The sequence below is a fragment of the Pyruvatibacter mobilis genome (genome assembly GCF_012848855.1).
GTDB classification, from domain to species: Bacteria; Pseudomonadota; Alphaproteobacteria; order CGMCC-115125; family CGMCC-115125; genus Pyruvatibacter; species Pyruvatibacter mobilis.
In genome coordinates this window covers 1,840,901-1,862,450 of sequence record NZ_CP051630.1, presented here as the reverse complement: position 1 = coordinate 1,862,450, position 21,550 = coordinate 1,840,901, and the positions used below count along the sequence as shown (strand labels likewise).

The following is a 21,550-nucleotide window of genomic DNA, read 5'->3' as shown; positions in this document are numbered from 1 at the left end:
ACAAGGCAGTCGACCTGACGAATTGCAGGACGGCCGTCTCCCGTGCGGGAGGCGGCCGTTTTGTTTGTGACCGACATGAAAGGAAAGCGGTGTGCAGCTAGGCCCGGACGCGGGCCGGTGACAGTTCGGCGTGGATCAGCCGGGCGCGCGGCAGAGTGACCGTGGCGCGTGTGCCGACGCCGGGCGTGCTTTCAAGCCCGAACGTCCCGCCATGGGCGTCCACCAGCCCGGTCACGATTGCAAGGCCAAGGCCGGTGCCCCGCTCGCCCGTATGGGACTGGGCATTACCCTGTGTAAAGGCGTTCATTACCCGGGCCAGCTCATCCTCGTCCATACCGCAGCCGGTGTCTTCAACGCCGAAGCGGATGGACCCGTCAGCCGTGGTGCCCGCAAACAGGGTCACGCGGCCACCATTGCCGGTGAACTTGAAGGCGTTCGAGACGAGGTTGAGCCAGAGCTGCCGCATGGCGCGGACATCAGCGAGAATGCGCGGCGGCTGCGCGGGCATATCGAGCTCAATGGTGACATTCCGCTCGGAGGCCTGAAGCCCGATCATCCGCTTGCAGTCTTCCGCAATGCCGCCGAGGTCTACCGGCTCTTCATTGAGTTCAAGCCGGCCCGCTTCGATGCGGGCCAAGTCGAGCACATCGTTGATGAGGGACAGCAGGTGCTGACCGCTGCCGTGAATGTCATCGACATACTGGCGGTAATTGTCGTGACCGACCGGGCCGAATGTCTCCGCACGCATGACGTCGGAAAAACCGATGATGGCATTGAGCGGCGTGCGCAGTTCATGACTGATGCTGGCGAGGAAGGTCGACTTGGTCTGGTTCGCCTCTTCGGCGCGCGAGCGCTCATGTTCGGCCACGCGCTTTTCTGTCTTGAGGCGCTGGATGAGCGCGTCTTTTTCGTCGCGCAGCGCCAGCATCGCCGTTGATGTCCGGTTGATTCCCTTGCCGATGACGACAAGGAAATAGACATAGACGCCGGCCACGCCGCCGATTGCCATGAACAGCGGATCGCCCGTGGAAATCGGCATCAGCACAAGCCCGAATGCCGGGACCAGAATCGAGCCATACATGAGCGGCAGGTAGATCGAGGAATGGCCGATGGCCATGGCCAGGTGGGCGGCAAGGATGCAGAGCAGGAAGGCGTTGTTGAGCACATCACCGGTCTGCCAGAAAATGAATGTGGCGGAGACCCAGGTAATCTCCCCCAGCAAGTTGCCGATGACGACGCGCTTACGCCAGCGCTGGAAAGCCTCATCGGTCATGTCATGAGCGCGGCCGCGCTTGGTAACCGTGTAGAAAGCGACATAGGTGCCGATGACGACCACAGCCCAGACAATGGCGGGAAGGATGCCGCCCCAGAACGACAGGACGGCCGCGACACCGGCGATCATGGTCGGGACCACGAGGGCGGTGGGGGCCATGTTCTGGACGAAATAGTCCAGCTGAGACCGTTCGGACTGGAGGCGGTCTGACAAATCTGACGCAGCCACGGCTGGTGCTCCCCGGGGTAACTAGCAGGCACCGCAGGGATCGGCCGGCGGCGGCGGGGCGGATCATGGGCCGAATGTGTTAACAAGCGCTTCGCAGATTGCAGATGCCGATCAAAAAAATGCGGAAAACAGCCAAAAATGACATGAATGCAAAGGTTTGGCATTCCGTGGCGGGCTGCTAGTGTCCGGCCAACAAACGCCATAACGAGACCTGACAGGGAGTTCTTCATGTCCGACGCGCCTGTGCTGCTGGAAGTGGACGGCCACATCGCCACGCTCACCATCAACCGTCCCGATGCGCGCAATGCCATCGGTGAGCCGGAAGACGGGCCCGCCTTCGCCGCTGCCGCAGATCAGATCAATGCCGACGTCAATATCCGCGCCGTCATCCTGACCGGCGCCGGCAAGGCATTCTCCGCCGGCGGCAACATCAAGGCCATGAAGGAGAAGGCCGGCAATTTCGCGGGGCCCGGCGTTGATATCGCGCGCGGCTACTACACCGGCATCCACCGCATCGTGAAATCCCTCTGGGCCCTCGAAGTACCGATGATCGCTGCCGTCAACGGACCGGCCATCGGGCTCGGCAATGACGTGGCCTGCCTTGCCGACACCCGCATCGCGTCTGACAAGGCCATCTTTGGCGCCACCTTCCTGAAGATCGGTCTGGTGCCCGGTGATGGCGGTTCGTGGCTGCTGCCGCGGGTCATCGGCTCGGCCCGCGCGGCTGAACTGTTCTTCACAGGCGATGTGATCGACGCGGAAACCGCCCGCGAATGGGGCCTCGTCAGCCGCGTGGTGCCACATGACGACCTGATGGCGGAAGCCCGCGCGCTCGCCGAGAAAATGGCAAAGCAGCCGCCGCATGTGCTGCGCATGACAAAGCGGCTGATGCGGCAGGGCATGACCACGACCTTTGATCAGATCATGGACATGTCCGCCAACATGCAGGCACTGGCCCACCACACCGAGGATCACGCCGAAGCTGTGAGCGCCTTCATCGAGAAGCGCGATCCGACCTATCACGGCCGCTAAGCGATTTGCGAAAATGCGGTAACCCGCAAACGGGCAGGTAATTGCCCTTGCGGCGGACTGCACATAAAGTCCCCCGCGTCAGACATTCACCAAACTGAAACACAACCAACCCAACGGGAGAAACAACATGGCCAAGGTAGGCATCGTCGCAACGCTCAGCATTCAGGCCGGCAAGGAAGCCGAGTTCGAGACCGTCTTCAACGACCTGCGGAGCCAGGTGCTGGCAAATGAGGCCGGCTGCGAGATGTATGACGTCTACAAGTCAAAGGCTGATGCCTCGACCTATGTCATCATGGAACGCTACGCCGACGACGCTGCGCTGAAGGCGCATGGCGAAACGGACTATTTCAAGGCCGCCGGTGCCAAGTTCGGTGCGCTGCTGGCCGGCGCCCCGAAGCTTGAAGTGCTCGACGGCGTCTCCATCGGCTGAGGCTGCACGCTTCAGGAAGTGATGGTCACGCCTTGAAGCGGCATCGTGTGAATTTCCGTCCAGGCGGGCAGGGCAACGGGGTCACAGACCTCTGCCTTGCCCGCGGACCGGGATGCCACATGTACTAAGTAGACGCTGCCGACCCGTGGATGCCGGCAGCACCACATTGTTTGTGGTCATGGAACAATGGGCGCGCCAGTCTGCGCCGTAAGGCCGGTTCTTCGACCGCGTTGCGTAATTCGGAATACCAAGCAGGAGCATCCAGATGGATCTGAGCTTTTCCAAGGAAGACCTCGCCTTCCGTGACGAAGTGCGGGCCTTTATCGAAGAGAATTTCACCGACGATCTGCGCCGCAAGATGGCGCGCACCAAGAACGGCTATCTGGACAAGGAAGACCACATCACGTGGCAGAAGCGTTTGCACGCCAAGGGCTGGGCGGCACCGCACTGGCCGACCGAGTATGGCGGGCCGGGCTTCACCCATTCCCAGCACTTCATCTATGACCGCGAAATGTCGGCTGCCGGTGTGCCGCTGACGGTGCCCTTCGGCATCACCATGGTGGCACCGGTCATCATGAAATTCGGCTCTGAAGAGCAGAAGAAGAAGTATCTCCCGGACATCCTGGCCAGCAATGTGTGGTGGTGCCAGGGCTATTCCGAGCCCGGTGCGGGGTCCGACCTTGCCTCTCTCCAGATGAAGGCTGAGGACAAGGGCGATCATTACCTGTGCAACGGCTCGAAGATCTGGACCACCCAGGCCCAGCACGCCGACATGATCTTCTGCCTGGTGCGCACTGCAAAGATGGAGAAGCGTCAGGACGGCATCTCCTTCCTGCTCATCGACATGAAGACGCCGGGCATCAAGGTGGAACCGCTGGTGACACTGGATGGCCCTGCGGAAGGCAAGCAGGAGATCAACCAAGTCTTCTTCGAAGACGTGAAGGTCCCCAAGGAGAACCTGATCGGCGAAGAGAACAAGGGCTGGACCTACGCCAAATACCTGCTCGAATTCGAACGCGGCAACTCCTATTCCCCGGGCCTGATGCGCTCGCTGGGCAAGGTCCGCAAGATCGCCGCAGACACCATCGTTGATGGCGAGCCACTGGCCGCCCAGCCGGAATTCCAGGCCAAGATCAACGACGTGGAAACCCAGGTCCGCGCCATGGAATACACCGAGCTGCGCATCTTCTCGGCGCTCTCCAACGGCCAGAATGTGGGCCCGGAATCCTCCATGCTGAAATGCCGTGGCACCGAGCTTCAGCAGGCGATCTCCGAACTCGCCCTGGAGGGCATCGGCTATTACTCCATGCCCTTCGTGCGCGACACGTTCGCGCTCTCCAACGAGGAAGTGGTGGGTCCGGATTACGCCCCGCCGGTGGCGCCTTATTATTTCAGCCTCCGCAAGGCCTCGATCTACGCCGGGTCGAATGAGATCCAGCGCAACATCATGTCCAAGGCGGTGCTGGGCCTCTGAGCCGCAACACATCGTTAAGCATGACGGGCCGGGGCAGCATTTTGGCTGCTCCGGCCTTTCTTTTGCGTCTTGGCTGATTGTAAGTCGCATCATTTTTTAACTGCTTTTGCTGCAGTCTTCAGCCATGAGTGACTGGAACCAGCTACGGCAGGCTGTCTGGGGCAAACCGCGCACCAAGGCGGAACTGGACGAGGCCATTTCAGGCGTCGAGAACCATCTCGACGTCCACCGGTGGGATTTTTTCAACACCGTGGCCTTCTCGTCCCTGCTGGTGCTTGCCTTCATGTCCGTCGGTCTGGGCCGCGAGGCGGTGATCTGGGCGGCCTGCGTCTGGTCGATCGAGGCGGTGCTGTCGACCGTCCACTGGCATCTGCGCAAGGCCCGCACGACCGCCCGCAACGTGATGAAGCGCCTCACGATCCTCCAGTGGGGCTCTTTCGCCACGCTGATGGTGTGGGCGCCGGGCCTGCTGTTCGGCATGGGGACATCCGACCCCATGTGCACGACGCTCGTGTTGCTATCCTGGTCCGGCTCGCTGATGGTCGTCACCAATCAGAACGGCGCCATTCCGCGTATCGCCATCACCAGCGGCATGGTGCCGGGTCTGCTCATCCTCTTCGTGCCGGCCATCTATGCCGAGCGCCCCGCCGAATATGCTCTTGCGGGTCTGGGCGCAGTTCTGGTGTTGCTGGTCGCGCGCACCACGACGTCCAATCTTGAACTCAACAAGAAGCTGTTCGCAGTACAGGCCGACAAGGACGAGCTGATTACCGAGCTTGAGTTCGCCCGCCGCGCCGCCGAGGCTGACCGCCAGCGCGCCGACACGGCCAATACGGCCAAGAGCGAATTCCTGGCCATGATGAGCCATGAAATCCGTACACCGATGAATGGCCTTCTGGGTATGGCGCAGATGCTGCTGCGCGGCGACCTATCCGATGAACAGCGCACCTATGCGCAGACCATCGTTGATTCTGGCGACACGCTTCTGGCCCTGCTCAATGATACGCTGGACCTGTCGCGCATCGAAGCCGGCCATATGGAGCTGGACCTCGACGAAGAGAACCCGCGCCGTATCCTCACCCAGCTCGAATCCCTCTGGGCCCCACGTGCGCGCGTGGAGGGGCTTGCGCTCAATTTCGATGTTGATCCGCGCCTGCCGGGCACAGCGGAGCTGGACAGCCGCAAGGTGCAACAGCTTCTGTCGAACCTGCTGGGCAATGCCATTAAGTTCACAGGCGACGGCTCGGTGACGCTCAAGGCTTCCGCACCGCGTGACGGCCTTCTCCGATTTGAGGTCATCGATACGGGACCCGGTATTTCCAGGTCTGCACAGCGCCGCATTTTCGAGAAGTTCACCCAGGCTGACACGTCCACCTCGCGCCGCTATGGCGGCTCAGGACTGGGGCTGACGCTCTGCAAGGAATTCGTCGAACTGATGGGCGGCCGCATCTATGTGGAAAGCGAAGAAGGGCAGGGCGCGCGCTTCGTCGCTGAAATCCCGGCTCGTTTCCTGTCTGCCGCCCCGCGCGCAGAAGAGCGTCCCGTCGCACCAGCGACTGAGAGTGCCACCGCCGCCGAAGAAACCGGCCCCGAACCCGGCGCAGCGGCGCGGCCGGACGGACCGCTTCATGTGCTGGTGGCCGACGATCACCCGACGAACCAGAAGCTCATGGGCGCTTTCCTCGAGCGGTATGGCTTTTCCTGCGTCATTGTCGATGACGGGGAAGCAGCGCTCGAGACGCTGAAGCGTGAGCATTTCGACATCGTGCTGATGGATGTCCAGATGCCGGTGATGGATGGCATCACGGCGACCGGTGAGATCCGCAAGCTGCCGGGCGGCAAGGGGCAGGTGCCCGTTCTCGCCATCACGGCAAATGCCATGCAGGGCCACCGCGAGGCCTATCTCGACAAGGGCTTTGACGGCTATGTGTCCAAGCCCATTGACGCCGAATTGCTGCGCAGCGAAATCCTGCGTGCCTGTGCGGAGGCTGCTGATCGGCAGGCGGACGCCGAAAAGCAAACAGCCGCGAGCGCCTGAAGCACTTGCGGCTGTCCGCAGTCAGTCTGACAGACAGGCTTACTTGCCCGACGCCTTTTCAAAGAACTTGCCGGTCTGCTCGCCGCCCATGAAGAAGGGCTTGGCGTTGGAGAAGTCCGTGATCTGGTCCCAGGCTTCCAGCACCTTCTCGGCGGACAGGTCGTCACGGCCGAGATAGACGCCATCGCTCTCAACAATCTGCGCGGCGGCGAACACACCGGCACCCGCACACAGGATGTTGCCGGTCGGCGCGTCTTCCGACACGAGGATCATGACGCCCGGGGACACGAATTCCGGCTTCAGCATGGCTTCGGCTTCCGGCGGCATCAGGTTCTCGGTCATGCGCGTAAAGGCAACCGGCGCCAGCGTGTTGACCTTAATGTTGTCCTTCTGGCCTTCGATCTTCAGCGTGTTCATGAAGCCTGCGACGCCCAGCTTGGCGGCGCCGTAGTTGGCCTGGCCGAAATTGCCGTAAAGACCGGAAGACGAGGCCGTCACGACAATGCGGCCATACTGCTGCTCTTTCATGATCGGCCAGACAGCGCGCGTCACCTTGGCAGTGCCGTTCAGGTGAACGTCAACAACGATGTCCCAGTCCTTCTGCTCCATCTTGCCGAAGGATTTGTCGCGCAGGATGCCGGCATTGTTGATCAGGATGTCGATGCGGCCGAAGGCGTCCATCGTTTCCTTGACGAGATTGGCAACGCCGGCGTCGTCCGTGACGCTCGAGCCATTGGCGATGGCTTCCCCGCCCATGGCCTTGATTTCTTCCACAACCTTGCCGGCCGCTTCGGACGACCCGCCGGAGCCGTCCACGGAGCCGCCGAGATCGTTGACCACCACCTTGGCGCCGCGGCGCGCCAGCTCAAGGGCGTGACAACGGCCCAGGCCGCCGCCCGCGCCGGTTACGATTGCAACCTTACCGTCGAACGAAATCGTCATGTTGTGAGTGTTCCTCTGTTTGGCGAAACCGCCAGAGTTGGCAGAAGGGAGCTGGGTCCGCGACGGACGCAGCGGAAATGTCTGGAGGGAGGTTTTGCATCGCCCGCCGGACCGGGTCAAGCTGGCCGCCGCGCTGCCGGAAAGTGATTCCGGCGGACGGCAGGGGAAGCGCCGGAATCCGGGGGATGCAGCCAGTGGCCTTCGATATACTTCACAGCCTGGCCGGGCTGGGCGTGCTCGTGGCACTTGCCTGGCTGATGAGCGAGAACCGGCGGCTTTTCGCCTGGCGCATGGTGCTGGCGGGGATCGCGGTTCAGATTGTGATCGCGATTCTGTTTCTCCGGGTGCCGCTCGCCCATGAGGCCATGCTGTCGCTCAACGGGCTGGTGGATGCTCTGATGGCGGCCACCCGCGCGGGCACTTCCTTTGTGTTCGGCTATCTGGGCGGCGGGGACACGCCGTTCGAGGTCACCAATCCCGGCGCCAATTTCAATCTCGCTTTTCAGTCCCTGCCGATCGTGCTCGTGGTGTCCGCCCTGGCAGCACTCCTGTGGCACTGGCGCGTATTGCCGGTGGCAATCGGTCTATTGTCCGCGGCCCTGCGCCGCACGCTCAACACGGGCGGCGCGCTGGGGCTGGCGTCCGGTGCGAATGTCTTCATGGGCATGGTGGAGGCCCCGATCCTCATCCGGCCCTATCTCGACCGGCTGACGCGGTCAGAACTGTTCGCGCTGATGTCGGTAGGCCTCGCCACTGTCGCGGGCACGGTCCTTGTCCTTTATGCGAGTGTCATCGGAACACGCATCGACGGAGCGCTCGGCCACATCATCACGGCATCGATTATTTCCCTGCCGGCAGCCATCATCATCGCGCGCATCATGGTGCCTGAAACGGCGACCGGCACCGAAGTGGGCGATGACGTGCCAGCGCTGACTTTCAACGGGAGCATGGACGCGGTGGTGCAGGGCACGACCAGCGGCCTGCAGCTTCTGCTGTCGATCGCAGCGATGCTGATCGTTGCCGTGGCGCTGGTTGCCATTGCCGACATCGCGCTGTCTCTGCTGCCGGAGGTCGCGGGCGCACCGCTGACACTGGAGCGCGTCCTCGGCTGGGCCTTTGCGCCCATCGCGTGGTGCATGGGGATCGCCTGGGAAGAGGCCCCGACCGCCGGTGCCCTGATGGGGACCAAGACCGTCCTCAACGAGTTTCTTGCCTATCTGGCGCTTGCGGGCCTTGAGCCAGGAGCCCTGTCGGACCGGGCGCAGCTCATCATGGTCTATGCCCTGTGCGGTTTCGCCAATCCCGGTTCCGTTGGCATCATGATCGGCGGTCTGACGACGCTGGTGCCGGAGCGCCGCGATGAAATCATCGGCATGGCTGGGCGCGCCTTCGTCGCCGGAACGCTGGCGACCTGCATGACAGGGGCTGTCGTCGGGCTTGTTGCCTAGGCAGCCGCTTTCAGGGCAAAGGCATCAGCCAGCAATTCATACGATCGCACCCTGTCCGCGTGATCATAGGTGATGGTGACCACCGCAAACTCACGCACGTCATACTTCTCGGCAAGGTGCAACAACTGGTCGCGCACCTGATCCGGCGTGCCCACCATGCCACGCGCCTCTATGCCGCGCAGGAGCGCGCGTTCTTCATCCGTATAGGGATAGGCCAGCGCATCTTCGACGGAGGGGAAAGCCCCGGCCTTGTTCTGCATCAGCTTGAGCACCCAGAGATTGCGGCTGGCGGAAATGCGCCGCGCTTCCTCTTCCGTTTCCGCGACTGTGACGGAAACACCCATGGCAGCGTAAGGCTCGGTAAGACCGCGGGAGGGCTGGAAGAACTTGCGGTAGGTGCCCATCGCCTGGTCGAGCGAATCCGGGTTGATGAAATGGGCATAGCAATAGGGGAGGCCGAACTGCGCTGCATGCATCGCCCCGTCACCACCGGACCCCAGCATCCACATTTCAGGTACGCCCGTCCCCAGTGGCGAGGCGTGAATGCCGAGATAGGGATGGTCTTCGGGGAAGCCACCGGCCTCGCCCACAAGCCCCGTCGCATCCTCAAGGAATTGCGTCAGCATCTCCACCTGCTGGGGGAAGACCTCCAGCGGATAGGCCTTGGGGCCGGGCATGAGGGCTGCCGTCGTGCGCGGGTCGGTGCCCGCCGCACGACCGAGGCCGAGATCAATGCGACCCGGATACAGCGTCTCGAGCACGCGGAAGACTTCCGCCACCTTGAGCGGCGAATAATGCGGCATCATCACGCCGCCGGAGCCGACACGGATCGACCTTGTCTCCGCCGCCAGCCGCGAGATCAGCACCTCCGGCGCCGAGCCCGCGAAGGACTTGGTGTTGTGATGCTCCGCCACCCAATAGCGCTTGTAGCCGAGCACATCGCACCGGCGCGCCAGGTCGATGGTGTCGTTGAGCGCGTCCGCCGACGTGCCGCCCGCACGGATGGGCGACTGGTCGAGAACGGATAGGCGGGGCAGTGACATGGAGCGTCCCTCTCTTCGGCAGTTCCTCGCGAGCACCCGTTGGCCGGGGCCCTGTGCGCGGCTCAGCCGCGCATTATCGGTGTGCGCGCAGCTCAGTCGCGCTTTTTCAGTTTGCGCACGATGCCGCTGAAATTAAGCAGCACCGTATCAGCATTCGGATCGTCCGGTGTAATCACCCCGCGCACGAAGACCATGCTTCCTGTCTCGCGAACAACTTCACCGGACGCGTAAATGATGCCCGAGGCCGGACCCGCCGCCGTGAATTCGCCGTTCAGCGCGATCGTGACGCCGCCGCCGTTCTGCAACTCGTCATATGCGATGGTAAATAAGGAGTAATCGGCGAAAGTCATCAGCATGCCGCCATGGATGGCCCCGCCGCCATTGAGGTGCTTCCGCTCCACTTTGAACGCGGACACGTAACCATCCGCAGTTTTCCTGAAGAAAAACGGCCCGGCCATGTCCTCGAAGGGCTCTTCCGCGCCCCATGTTTGCCAACCGGACAGTTCCTCGGGAGGGCTGATTGTCATTTGTCAAGCCTCTGCAACACACTAGCTGTTTCGAAATGCGGAATGTCTTATCACATTAGTCACAGTGCGAAGTTGTGTACGGAGTTACTTCGAAAACTGGGATGAATGTGGTTGAGATCAGACAACCCGAGGCGGCGCCGGCACGCCAGCCCATTCACGTCAAATCGATCAGCGAGCTTCATCAGCCGATCGTTCTGGCGGGGCTTGCCTATTGGGAAGAGAACGTGTCGGAGGGCTTGCCGTCCATCCGGCTCATCGATCCCGTGCGCCTGCGCACCCTGCTGAGCCACATCGTGCTCATCGATGTCATCTGGCCGGAAGGCGACGAGGCGGGCGAGACCGCGCCTGCCGATTTCCAGTACCGGCTGATCGGCCAGGAAAGCGCCGAGGTGCATGACATCAATCTCACCGGCAAGCGCGTCTCGGAGCAGTCCCGTTTCGGCCCGCGCTATTCCGAGGTGATGATGGACTTCTACAAGTTCATCTGCGTGAAGAAGAAGCCGGTTGCCAGCGGCGGCACGCTCGACATCATCGGTAAGGACTTCCGCGAGTTCGAAGGGCTCTACATGCCCTTTACCCGCTATGGGGGGCGGGTCGACCGCATCATGGCGGTGGTGGCCTATTTCTAGGCGCAGCCTAGTTTCCTGATTGTGATGACGCTCCTTTGAACCGCCATGCTAGGTGTTTTGACCTCGCCCGGACGGATGGATAGTCTCGCGCCACAAAATCAGGATCCGCCACAAGGTAAGCCGCCTATGTCCCTCGACGCAGAAACCCGTCAACAGCTTCTCGATTCCATCTCCCGTTTCGTCCGCGAGCGTCTGCGCCCGCTGGAGGACAAGGTCGCCGAAGACGACGCCGTGCCCGCCGAGATCATCCAGGAGATGCGCGAACTGGGCCTGTTCGGCCTCGCCATCCCGGAAGAGTTCGGCGGCCTCGGCCTGTCGATGGAAGACGAATGCCTGACCATGTTCGAGATGGGCAAAACGTCTCCCGCTTTCCGCTCCGTGTTCGGAACGAATGTGGGTATCGGCAGCCAGGGCATCGTGATGTTCGGCACCGACGAACAGAAAAGCGAATGGCTGCCGGGACTGGCGTCCGGCGAAATCATCGCCAGCTTCGCCCTCACCGAGCCGGAAGCAGGCTCTGACGCGGGCTCCGTGCGGACGACTGCCGTGCGTGATGGTGATGACTATGTGATCAACGGCACCAAGCGCTACATCACCAACGCCAACAAGGCGAATGTCTTTACACTGATGGCCCGCACCAACCCGGATGTGAAGGGCGCCAAGGGCGTGAGCTCCTTCATCGTGCCGTCCGACCTGCCAGGTATTTCCCTCGGTGCACCGGAAAAGAAGATGGGCCAGCAGGGCGCGCATATTTGTGACGTCAATTTCGACAATGTGCGTGTGCCCGCGCGGCTTCGCCTCGGTGATGAGGGCATGGGCTTCATCAACGCCATGCAGATTCTTGAGCGCGGCCGTTTGCACATCTCGGCTGTGTGCGTCGGCGTGGCTGAACGCCTCATCGCTGATTGCGTGGCCTATGCCGCCGAGCGCAAGCAGTTCGGCCAGCCGATCGGTGAATTCCAGCTTGTGCAGGGCATGCTGGCCGACAGCAAGACCGAGGCCTATGCGGGCCGCTGCATGGTGATGGATGCCGCCCGTCGCCGCGATGCAGGCGAGGAGATAGGCACCGAGGCATCCTGCTCCAAATATTTCTGTTCGGAGATGGTCGGCCGCGTGGCGGACCGCGCGGTGCAGATCTATGGCGGCGCCGGTTATATTGCCGATTACGGCATCGAACGCCTTTATCGCGATGTGCGCATCTTCCGCCTCTATGAGGGTACCAGCCAGATCCAGCAGGTGGTGATCGCGCGCAACATGCTGCGGGACGCAGGCTAGGGGACGCTTGGGATGGGTCGGGGTAAGGCGGACGAGGCCGCCGTACAGGCATTGCTCAAGGACATCCGTGCCTGCCGTGCCTGTGCCGACGATCTGCCGCACGATCCCCGGCCCGTGCTCCGGGCATCCACCACGGCGCGCCTGTGTATTGTCGGCCAGGCACCAGGCACCCGCGTCCATGCCAGCGGCATCCCCTTTGACGACCCGTCCGGCGACCGCCTGCGCGATTGGCTGGGCGTTGACCGCGACACTTTCTATGACGAGAGCAAGTTCGCGATCATCCCCATGGGCTTCTGCTTTCCCGGACTGGACGCGAAGGGTGGTGACAAGCCGCCGCTCAAGCGGTGCGCCAAGCTGTGGCGAGAGCAATTGTTCGAAACCCTCGGGCAGATCGATTTCACGATCATCATCGGCACCTATGCTCAGGCGTGGCACCTTGGCAAGGACCGCAAGAAGACGGTGACCGAAACGGTGGCTGCCTGGCAGGAATACATGCCTCGCGCCATCACGCTGCCGCACCCCTCCTGGCGCAACAACACGTGGCTGAAAAAGCATCCCTGGTTTGAGGCCGAAGTACTGCCAGTGCTGCGGGCCGAAGTGGCCAAGAGGATCTGACCCATGCGGAGGCTGTGGCACCGCGTGAGACACGGCGCGCTGGTCGCGGCAGCCGCGGGGCTTCTCGTCTCTGCCTGCGCACCGCGCTTTGACCTTCCGGGTCCGGAGGTTGTCCGCCCCGGCCTTGCAGCTGATCATATGACGGCCCCGGACGGTCGTCGGATCGCCATTCGCCGCCACATGGCTGAAGCGCCACAGGCTGTCATCGTGGCGGCCCATGGCATGAATGATTACGGCAATGCCTTTTATCTGGCCGGGCCATGGTTTGCGGATCGCGGGGTCAGCCTCGTGGCACTCGATCAGCGCGGCTTCGGGGAGACGCCGACGCGGGGTCGATGGCCGGGGACTGATGCCATGGCTGATGACCTCGCCCGCCTTGTCCGCCTGGTGAAGGCGGAGCAGCCGGATCTGCCTGTTTATCTGCTGGGCGTCAGCATGGGCGGCGCGGTCGCCAGCGTCGCCGCGGCGCGTCATGACCTGCCTGTGGAGGGTGTCATTCTCTCCGGCCCGGCCTTCTGGGGCTGGTCGAAGCTCAATCCGGTTTATCGCGCCACCCTGTGGACAGTCGCCCATGTGGCCCCTTGGTACTACCTCACCGGGGAAGGGCTGCGGCTCTTGCCGTCGGACAATATCGAGATGCTGCGCGCGTTGTCCCGCGACAAGCACATGATCCGCCAGACGCGGGTGGACGCCATCTACGGGCTCGTGACGCTGATGGATGACGCGCTGGCCGCAGCGTCCGACATCGACGAACCGGTTCTCGTGCTGTTCGGCGAGAAGGACGAGATCGTGCCGCTGGCGCCGGTGGAAGCCGTGGTGGCGCGACTGCCGGGCGAGAAGCGCTTCGTGCGCTATGGCGAGGGCTGGCACATGCTGCTGCGCGACCTTCAGCGCGAGCGTGTCTATATGGATATCCGCACCTGGATGCAGGACCACATGGCACCACTTCCTTCCGGCGAAGAAATCCCGCTGCCGCTGCGCGGACAAAGCGTCGCCGCAACGTCGGCCAGCGAAGATGTGGCGTCCAGCGCCAATTCAGGGCATTAAGGGGCGGATTTTCCCTCGCCGACCGGGTTGAAGGCGCGTCCCTGCATGTATTTCGTTCCCCGCATCGAGAAGCGGCCGGTCCTGGCCCTCGTCCTGCTCTGCCTTGCGCTCTATCTCCCCGGCCTCTTCACCCTGCCGGCGCTTGACCGCGATGAAGCGCGCTTTGCCCAGGCAACCGTGCAGATGCATGAGAGCGGCGACTATATGGTGCCGCATTTCCAGGACGACCTCCGGGCCAAGAAGCCGGTTGCGATCTACTGGATGCAGGCGGCCACAAGCGGCGTTGCCAGCGCGCTGGGCCTTGATACGGCTTCAGGCCACCCGGGCATCTGGGCGTTCCGTGTCCCGTCCTTTCTCGCTGCAATCCTGCTTAGCCTCGCCACCTGGCGCATCGGCAGTGCGTTTTACGGCAACAGGGCAGGGCTGATCGCCGGGGCCCTGATGGCGACGAGCGTCGTGCTGGTGGCAGAAGCCAACATCGCCAAGACGGATGCCGCACTGGCAGCCAGCATCGCGCTGGCCCAACTTGCCCTGGCCCGCATCTGGCTTGCGCGCGACCCGAGACGGCTTGACCCGGGCATCGGCAACGCGCTGCTGTTCTGGGTCGCGCTTGCCGTGGGCGTGCTGCTCAAGGGGCCGATTGCGCCCATGGTCTCCGGCCTGACCGTCCTTGGCCTCATGGCTGCAAGCCGCAGCATCTCATGGCTGGCCCTGCTGCGGCCGGTGCGCGGTGTCATCCTGCTGCTGGTATTGACCTTGCCCTGGGCCGTCATTGCCTGGACACAGACGGGCGGTGCCTTCTTTGGTGAAGCGGTGGGCGGCGATCTGCTGCCGAAGCTCGCGGGCGGACAGGAGCGTCATGGAGCGCCTGCAGGCTATTACACGCTGTTGCTGCTGCTGACCTTCTTCCCGGCCAATATGCTGCTGCTGCCGGCACTGGCCCGTGCCTGGACCGCGCGGCAGTCAGACGCCGTGATGTTCTGCGCGTCCTGGATCATCCCCAACTGGATCATCTTCGAGGCGGTGCCGACCAAGCTGCCGCACTACATCCTGCCGGTCTATCCGGCTTTCGCGATTCTTGTAGCGGCAGTAATGGCCGCAGCGTTCGATGCACCGGACATGCTGCGCAGCCGGCTGGCGCGCGTCAATGTGGTGGTGTGGTGCGTGCTGAGCCTGGTGCTGGCCGCAGCCGTGGTGGCGCTGCCGGTGTTGCTGCCGGAGGGAACGGGGATGGAACCCGGTCCCTGGCCGGTGGTGGGGGCAGGCATTTTCGTAGCCCTCGCCGTACGCGCGGCGTCCTATGCCTGGCGCGGTAACCCGTCCGGCATGGTGCTGGCACTGGCTGCCACGGGCGTGGCCTTCTCATGGGCGCTGCTGGAATTCGCCCGCCCGCGCGTGGAGCCGCTCTGGGTGGCTGAGCGCGTCGCCGCGACACTGGAGCGGGAAGGGCTTCTGGGAGCGGATGTGGCGTCTGCGGGTTTCTCCGAACCCAGCCTCGTCTTCGCCCTCGGCACCAATACCAGGCTCGGCAACGGCACGGACGCAGCCCTTGCCCTGGCATCCGGCGACGCGGATGTCGCGCTTGTCGAGGAGCGTGAAGCGGACCTCTTCGAGACGGCCGCGATGGCGGCGGGGCTCACGCTTGAACCTGTCGGCAGCGTTGACGGTCTCAACTATTCGCGCGGTGACCGCGTGCGGCTGGTGATCTATCGCCGCTCAGGCGGCTGACGTTTCCGGGCGAGTCACCCGTGGTTCAATCGGCGTGTCATCCGGTCGTGACACCTTGGGCAGGGCAATGTGGAAGATCGTGCCTTGCTCCTCCCCTGTGTCGAACCAGATCTGCCCGCCATGCGCCACGACCAGCTCACGCGTAATGGCAAGCCCGAGACCCGTCCCGCTTTCGGTCGCGGTGAGAGACGCGTTGCTTTCATCCGCGCAGGTAACGAAGGCCTCGAACACAGAGTTCTGAATTTTCAGAGGGATGCCCTCGCCCGTGTCGCTGACCCGCAGATAGCAGGCCGCTGAGTCCTCAGACGCAGACAAGCTGACACAGCCGCCCGGCGGGGTGTGCCGGATGGCATTGGAGGTGAGGTTGATGATGATCTGGCGGATTGATTGCGCGTCCACCGACGGGAAGGTGATGGCAGGCAAATCCATGCGCAGGGTGACGCCTTTTTCCCGGGCGCGCTCGTCCAGCATGGGCAGCACGGTGTCGAGACAGTCGCGGATGTCCAGCGACTCGAATTCATATTTCCGCCGGCCGCCCTCGATCTTTTGAATGTCGAGCACATCCTCCACAAGTGACAGCAGATGCTTGCCGCTCTTGTGGATGTCGGTGGCATATTCGATTTGCTTGGCCCGGTTGTCGGGGAAGTAGCCCGCGCTGAGCAATTCGGAGAAGCCGATGATGGCATTGAGAGGTGTGCGCAGCTCATGGCTCATGGTGGCGAGGAAGCTCGTCTTGGCGCGGGAGGCTGCTTCGGCGGACTTGCGTAGCGTATCGGCTTCCTCAAGCGCGTCGGACAGACGCGTTGCCGCATCATTGATCCGCTTCTCCGCGACCATGCGCCGCGTTATGTCCTTGTTGAGGCGCGCGCCCAACACCGCAAACCATGCGCCAAGGACCAGCACGAGTACGGCTGCAGCAACCGGGACCAGACGTGCCTGACTGAAAAACGCTAAAGAGAGACTGCCGATCACGAGGCACATGGGTGACAACATGATCCGGTAATGCGCGGATTGCTGGACCACATAGTTTAGCGAGATTGCGAAAACGACAAGAACGGCCAGCAGCCGCGACGTCGTATGTGTCAGCGCCACATCGACGTCATGCGCATGGTCCGGGTGCATCCAGCTGTCGCCTTCGCCGAGGTGAAACAACTGGATGATCAAGGCAATCCAGATAAACGCATTTGCCAGGTAGAACACCCGGAACAGGCGGCGCCGGGCAGCCAGTGACCATTCGGCAAGCGGCTTGCGCCCATAGCTGTAGCTGATCAGGTAGCCAGTGAGGCTCCAGAGCACGAGGGCTGTTGACCAGACAGCGATGAACCGCCCATCCACATGCCCTACCAAGGGGATCTCGAGTGAGAGGAGGAAGCCGATGATGCCTGCCCACGCAATGGAGGACATTGCATCCGTCGGCAGGTTCTTCGCCAGCGTGTCGAGCTGCTCCTGCTCGATCGAACTGTCAATGGTCGCAGACTGAAGCATTCTGCCTGATCTCGCGCTTTCTCTGCCGCCGCCTATGGGTCGACCAGAATTAGTTCGAGATTGCACGATGCTAGTTACAGAACGCTAAACGCAGGGGTTGAGCAGTTCCGTTGGCCACCCTTGGAAATACACGCAAAACGAGTGTATCGCGTGTTGAGCCGCGTCAGGCGACGCGGTTGCCGTCCGCATCGATGATCAGGCCACCATCTTCCTTGGCAAACGGGCCTGCGGGCCATGTTTCCAGAAGGTCCAGAACCGCTTCGCTGGGCCGGCACAGGCGCACGCCCCGCGGCGTGCAGACGATGGGGCGGTTGACCAGCACCGGATGTGCCAGCATGGCCTCCAGCAGCGCGTCGTCATCCACCGAGGGATCCAGGAGGCCGAGCTCTTCGGCCGGCGACTTGGTCGTGCGGAGGGCCGCGCGCGGGGTTAGGTCGGCTGCGGCAAATAGGGCCTGCAGCTGCGGCCGGGTCCAGCCGGTCTTGAGATACTCAATGACGACAGGCTCATAGCCCGCGGCCTTGATGGTGGCGAGCACATTGCGGGAGGTCCCGCAATCCGGATTGTGGTGGATTACGACGGACATGCCGGCAGACCTAAGCTGATCTTGGGAAGGTGCAGGGAGGAAATGGTGGGCGCGGCTGGGATTGAACCAGCGACCCCTGCGGTGTGAACACAGTGCTCTCCCACTGAGCTACGCGCCCCATTTTTCGGATGTACAGCGGCAAATCACTTCGCCGCCCGTCCAAAGGGAAAGGCGTTCTATGAGCGCGGACGGATAAAGTCAAGCGGCTCTTGGCCGGACGCTCAGAAGTCCAGTGCGTCGAAGGCCGCAAGGAACTCGTCATAATGATCAATGAGATGGGTCGCCCCCATTTCGGCGGGCGGCACATGGGTATAGCCGAAGGAAACCGCGATCGACGGAATGCCCGCGTTCTTCGCAGCATCAATGTCAAACGGGCTGTCCCCGACCATGACGGCCTTCGCACGATTGCCGCCGAGCCGGTCAATGGCTTCGAACAGGGGGGCAGGGTCTGGCTTCTTCACCGGCAAGGTATCGCCGCCGATGAGCACCGGAAAGAACCGTTTGAGGTCGAGCAATCCCAGCACTTCATGTGACAGGCCTTCCACCTTGTTGGTGACAACCCCGAGCCGGGCACCGCGCTGCTCCAGCGTTTCAAGAACCGGCACAAGCCCGTCGAACACCTGGGTGTGGTCCGCCAGGTGGTCGCCGTAATAATCCAGGAACTCGTGAAACAGCTGATCGAGCAGCGCCTCACTGGCCGGCTCGCCCGTATGGGCAAAGCCGCGTTCCATGATCTTACGGGCACCGCCGCCTACCATTTCACGCACTTTCTCGTGCGGCACCCGCTCACGGCCATGGCGGGTGAGGATGACATTCATGGTCTCGGTCAGGTCCAGGGCCGTGTCGGCCAGGGTGCCGTCGAGATCAAACAGGATGGTCGGCGCGGTCATGGGTGGTCCTCACAAGCAAAGCGGCAATGATCAGCTGACGCCGACCAGCCAGCGCCATGTGCCATGGCGGGGGACGACCCGCAACTCATGGCTCCTGTGACCAATCCGCCGCCCCCTTGACGGCGCGCGCCAGCACGTCGATTGCCCGCGCGGCAACGCGGGCCTCCCAATTGTCGCGGCGGGGGGCGTAATTGGTGCGGATCTCGGCCAGGTAGGCAGGGGCTTCAGCCGCCGTGAGCCCGCCTTCAAACCGCAGCCACCGTTCCAGCATGGGGATGCGCATGATGTCGCGCTCGTTGCGACGCGGCTGCGCTGAACAGAATTCGACCACCGCACCGGCGATGTCGGCCCGGCCGGCAAGCAGGTTTTCAAGCCCGCGGAACAGAATGCCGCTGCGTCCCGGGCGGCGGGAACCCCATTGCCGCTCCACCGTCTCGCGCCGCAGCGCGTCGCGCCCCCACCACATCTCTGCCCGCCGCCGCATGGCGCTGCCCTCAGGCGAGAAGCACAGGAAGATGGTGTCTCCGTCTCCGATGGGGCCGGAATGGAAATCCACATAGGCCAGATGCTCGATGTGGCGGAGCTCTTCCGTCACCAGCATCTCGAGCTGCACTAGCGGCCGGGCCAGCGACCTGCCGCCATAGTGGTAGCCATCTGGGTGGGTGTACTGGCCCCGGCTGATGGCGTCTTCCAGCGCCCATTGGCCGTGCCGCTCGACGAAACGCTGGCCGGCATCCAAAAGGGCGTCGATACGGGGCGGCGCGAGGTCGGGCGGACACAGGGCAGGGTGGATTTCCCCGTAAAGCGGGTTTTCCGGGTGCGGCTTCGTGTGGTCGAGATAGTTCCGGTTGAGATCAATATTGTCCTCGGTGCCGCGCAGCCCGTGGGCGAAGCCCCAGGAATTGAGCCCGTGCACCATGAGGATGCCGACCCCCGGCGGCAGGCTTTCTGATCCCACAGCGTCCAGCCAGGCCACCTGCGCGCCGGACCCCGCATAGCCCTCAGCGCCGTGAACGCCACTGAGGCACAGGACGGCCGTCCGCGCTCCATCGAGCCCGCGCATGGCAATGTCGATGGCAAGGTCTTCCCCCAGCGGGCCTGTGCCGGGCTGGATGAGCCTCGACGTCTCAAAGCCCGCCCGGGCCGCCGCACTGCGGAACCGGCTACGGGCGTCTCCATAGGTGTCGGAAAAGGGGGAGGCTGTGGAAATGGGAGGACTCCTGACGGCGGTGGTGTACCGGAAGAATACACCCATGCCGCCTCTCTGGCGGAACGGCTTTGCACAGCGCCCCTCCAGCCGCTAGAAACGCGGGGGCTGGCAGCTCCCCTCTCGATTGTCTCTGCCCGCCTGCATGTTGGAGGACCCTCCATGGCCGATGCGCCCACCGCACTCCCCGATGCCCTCAAGGATCCAGCGCTGTTTCGCCAACAGGCCTATATTGATGGCGCCTGGGTGGCCCACCCCGCAGGGGCTGTGACCGACGTCACCAACCCGGCGACCGGTGACCTCATTGCCCAGGTGCCGAAGCTGGGCCGTGAGGAAGCAACCCGCTCGGTGGAGGTGGCAGAACAGGCATTCCGCGCCTGGTCGAAGCGCACCGCCAAGGAGCGCTCGCAGATCATCCGTCGCTGGTTCGACCTGATGACCGAGCACGAGGATGATCTCGCCCTGCTGCTGACCCTGGAACAGGGCAAGCCCCTGCCGGAAGCGCTGGCGGAAGTGCGCTATGGCGCGGCCTTCACCGAGTTTTATGCTGAAGAAGCCAAGCGCGTGTATGGCGACGTGGTGCCCGCCCATTTCACTGACCGGCGCATCGTGGTGGCCAAGCAGCCGATCGGCGTCGTCGCCGCGATCACACCGTGGAACTTCCCCAACGCCATGATCCTCCGCAAGGTAGCCCCGGCACTCGCCGCCGGCTGCACGGTGGTGTGCAAGCCCGCCCCGCAGACACCGCTGTCAGCGCTCGCCCTGTGTGAGCTGGCGGAACGCGCGGGCCTGCCTGCCGGCTGTTTCAACGTCGTTACCGGCAATGAGGTCGAGATCGGCGGGGTCTATACGTCCCATGACGCGGTCCGCGTGGTGACCTTCACCGGCTCTACCCAGGTGGGCAAACTGCTGATGGAGCAGTCCGCCCGCACGGTGAAGAAGACCTCGATGGAGCTGGGTGGCAACGCGCCCTTCATTGTGTTCGACGACGCAGATATCGACAGGGCTGTGGAAGGGGCCATCGCCTCAAAGTACCGCAATACCGGCCAGACCTGCGTCTGCACCAACCGCATCCTGGTGCAGAATTCCGTATACGCCGCATTCACCCAGAAATTGTCGGCAGCAGTCGCCAAGCTGAAGGTGGGCCATGGTACCGAAGATGGCGCTCAGATCGGCCCGCTGATCGATGCCCAGGCGCTGGACAAGGTCGCGGGCCATGTGGCGGATGCGCTGGCAAAGGGGGCCAAGATCGGTACCGGCGGCAACCGCCATGCCCTGGGCGGCACTTTCTATGAGCCCACCGTGCTGATTGATGCAGAACCCGATATGCGCATCGCGCGGGAAGAGACTTTCGGCCCTGTCGCCCCCGTCTTCCGCTTCCGGACGGAGGAAGAGGCGGTGGAGATGGCCAACGACACCAATTACGGCCTCGCTGCCTATGTCTATTCCCGCGATGTCGGCCGTTGCTGGCGTGTGGGTGAGGCGCTGGATTTCGGCATTGTTGGCATCAACGAAGCGCTCCTGTCCGTCGAGGTAGCCCCCTTTGGCGGCGTCAAGGAATCCGGCATCGGCCGCGAAGGCGGCAAATGGGGCCTCGAGGAATTTCTGGAACCCAAATACATGACCTTCGGCGGTCTGGACGGAGAATAGGAC

The 21,550-nt window shown here is 63.1% G+C and carries 19 protein-coding genes and 1 tRNA gene; 11 read left to right on the top strand and 9 right to left on the bottom strand.

Features of this window, described 5'->3' with window-relative positions; translation table 11 throughout:
- Nucleotides 1-97: 97 nt before the first annotated feature.
- Nucleotides 98-1,501, bottom strand: a complete 1,404-nt coding sequence (locus HG718_RS08705; protein WP_160587417.1) for a sensor histidine kinase — start codon at nt 1,499-1,501, stop codon at nt 98-100.
- A 228-nt stretch (nt 1,502-1,729) separates the two neighbouring features.
- On the opposite strand from HG718_RS08705, the gene HG718_RS08700 reads away from it, so the two are divergent.
- The 4 genes from HG718_RS08700 to HG718_RS08685 all read left to right on the top strand — a co-directional run bounded on the left by HG718_RS08700 (nt 1,730) and on the right by HG718_RS08685 (nt 6,475).
- Entirely contained in the window at nt 1,730-2,533 is an 804-nt protein-coding gene (locus HG718_RS08700; RefSeq protein ID WP_027839144.1) for a crotonase/enoyl-CoA hydratase family protein, read from the top strand.
- 127 nt (nt 2,534-2,660) lie between these two features.
- The gene (locus tag HG718_RS08695; RefSeq protein WP_160587418.1) at nt 2,661-2,963 is read left to right on the top strand and encodes a putative quinol monooxygenase; all 303 of its coding nucleotides are present in this window, start codon (nt 2,661-2,663) and stop codon (nt 2,961-2,963) included.
- Between the two features lie 265 nt (nt 2,964-3,228).
- On the top strand, nt 3,229-4,437 hold the full coding sequence (locus HG718_RS08690; RefSeq protein ID WP_160587419.1) for an acyl-CoA dehydrogenase family protein: 1,209 nt from the start codon (nt 3,229-3,231) through the stop codon (nt 4,435-4,437).
- Between the two features lie 124 nt (nt 4,438-4,561).
- Nucleotides 4,562-6,475 carry an ATP-binding protein gene (locus HG718_RS08685; protein WP_160587420.1) on the top strand — a complete coding sequence of 638 codons (1,914 nt, stop codon included), beginning with the start codon at nt 4,562-4,564 and terminating at the stop codon, nt 6,473-6,475.
- Nucleotides 6,476-6,514: 39 nt separating this feature from the next.
- Here HG718_RS08685 and HG718_RS08680 read toward each other — a convergent pair whose 3' ends face one another.
- A complete protein-coding gene (locus tag HG718_RS08680; protein ID WP_027839147.1) occupies nt 6,515-7,417 on the bottom strand; it encodes an SDR family oxidoreductase in 903 nt (300 codons plus the stop codon).
- 194 nt (nt 7,418-7,611) lie between these two features.
- Between HG718_RS08680 and HG718_RS08675 the strand changes: the two genes are divergently transcribed.
- Nucleotides 7,612-8,865 carry a NupC/NupG family nucleoside CNT transporter gene (locus tag HG718_RS08675; RefSeq protein ID WP_373868287.1) on the top strand — a complete coding sequence of 418 codons (1,254 nt, stop codon included), beginning with the start codon at nt 7,612-7,614 and terminating at the stop codon, nt 8,863-8,865.
- Here HG718_RS08675 and HG718_RS08670 read toward each other — a convergent pair.
- Nucleotides 8,862-9,908, bottom strand: coding sequence for an LLM class flavin-dependent oxidoreductase (locus HG718_RS08670; protein ID WP_205345657.1), 1,047 nt, complete (start codon nt 9,906-9,908; stop codon nt 8,862-8,864). The genes HG718_RS08675 and HG718_RS08670 overlap by 4 nt on opposite strands.
- A 92-nt stretch (nt 9,909-10,000) precedes the next feature.
- Nucleotides 10,001-10,435 carry a PaaI family thioesterase gene (locus HG718_RS08665; protein ID WP_027839150.1) on the bottom strand — a complete coding sequence of 145 codons (435 nt, stop codon included), beginning with the start codon at nt 10,433-10,435 and terminating at the stop codon, nt 10,001-10,003.
- Nucleotides 10,436-10,542: 107 nt separating this feature from the next.
- Here HG718_RS08665 and HG718_RS08660 point away from each other — a divergent pair, with 107 nt between their 5' ends.
- From HG718_RS08660 to HG718_RS08640, 5 genes are all read left to right on the top strand, one after another.
- Nucleotides 10,543-11,064: a PAS domain-containing protein gene (locus tag HG718_RS08660; RefSeq protein ID WP_160587421.1), complete on the top strand. Its 522-nt coding sequence runs from the start codon at nt 10,543-10,545 to the stop codon at nt 11,062-11,064.
- Nucleotides 11,065-11,190: 126 nt separating this feature from the next.
- Nucleotides 11,191-12,339, top strand: a complete 1,149-nt coding sequence (locus HG718_RS08655) for an acyl-CoA dehydrogenase family protein (RefSeq protein WP_027839152.1) — start codon at nt 11,191-11,193, stop codon at nt 12,337-12,339.
- A 12-nt stretch (nt 12,340-12,351) separates the two neighbouring features.
- Nucleotides 12,352-12,954: a uracil-DNA glycosylase family protein gene (locus HG718_RS08650; RefSeq protein ID WP_160587422.1), complete on the top strand. Its 603-nt coding sequence runs from the start codon at nt 12,352-12,354 to the stop codon at nt 12,952-12,954.
- A 138-nt stretch (nt 12,955-13,092) separates the two neighbouring features.
- A complete protein-coding gene (locus tag HG718_RS08645) occupies nt 13,093-14,001 on the top strand; it encodes an alpha/beta fold hydrolase (protein ID WP_160587423.1) in 909 nt (302 codons plus the stop codon).
- Nucleotides 14,002-14,046: 45 nt separating this feature from the next.
- Nucleotides 14,047-15,729 carry an ArnT family glycosyltransferase gene (locus HG718_RS08640; RefSeq protein WP_160587424.1) on the top strand — a complete coding sequence of 561 codons (1,683 nt, stop codon included), beginning with the start codon at nt 14,047-14,049 and terminating at the stop codon, nt 15,727-15,729.
- Here the strand turns inward: HG718_RS08640 and HG718_RS08635 are convergent.
- From HG718_RS08635 to HG718_RS08615, 5 genes are all read right to left on the bottom strand, one after another.
- On the bottom strand, nt 15,718-17,214 hold the full coding sequence (locus HG718_RS08635) for a sensor histidine kinase (protein ID WP_160587425.1): 1,497 nt from the start codon (nt 17,212-17,214) through the stop codon (nt 15,718-15,720). The genes HG718_RS08640 and HG718_RS08635 overlap by 12 nt on opposite strands.
- A 163-nt stretch (nt 17,215-17,377) precedes the next feature.
- Nucleotides 17,378-17,800: an arsenate reductase (glutaredoxin) gene (gene arsC / locus HG718_RS08630; protein WP_160587426.1), complete on the bottom strand. Its 423-nt coding sequence runs from the start codon at nt 17,798-17,800 to the stop codon at nt 17,378-17,380.
- Nucleotides 17,801-17,843: 43 nt separating this feature from the next.
- Nucleotides 17,844-17,918: transfer RNA gene (locus tag HG718_RS08625), tRNA-Val, on the bottom strand.
- Between the two features lie 103 nt (nt 17,919-18,021).
- Entirely contained in the window at nt 18,022-18,690 is a 669-nt protein-coding gene (gph, locus tag HG718_RS08620) for a phosphoglycolate phosphatase (protein WP_027839157.1), read from the bottom strand.
- A gap of 85 nt (nt 18,691-18,775) precedes the next feature.
- Nucleotides 18,776-19,945 carry a DUF2817 domain-containing protein gene (locus HG718_RS08615; RefSeq protein ID WP_160587427.1) on the bottom strand — a complete coding sequence of 390 codons (1,170 nt, stop codon included), beginning with the start codon at nt 19,943-19,945 and terminating at the stop codon, nt 18,776-18,778.
- Nucleotides 19,946-20,059: 114 nt separating this feature from the next.
- On the opposite strand from HG718_RS08615, the gene HG718_RS08610 reads away from it, so the two are divergent.
- A complete protein-coding gene (locus HG718_RS08610; protein ID WP_160587428.1) occupies nt 20,060-21,547 on the top strand; it encodes an NAD-dependent succinate-semialdehyde dehydrogenase in 1,488 nt (495 codons plus the stop codon).
- The last annotated feature ends 3 nt before the right edge of the window (nt 21,548-21,550 follow it).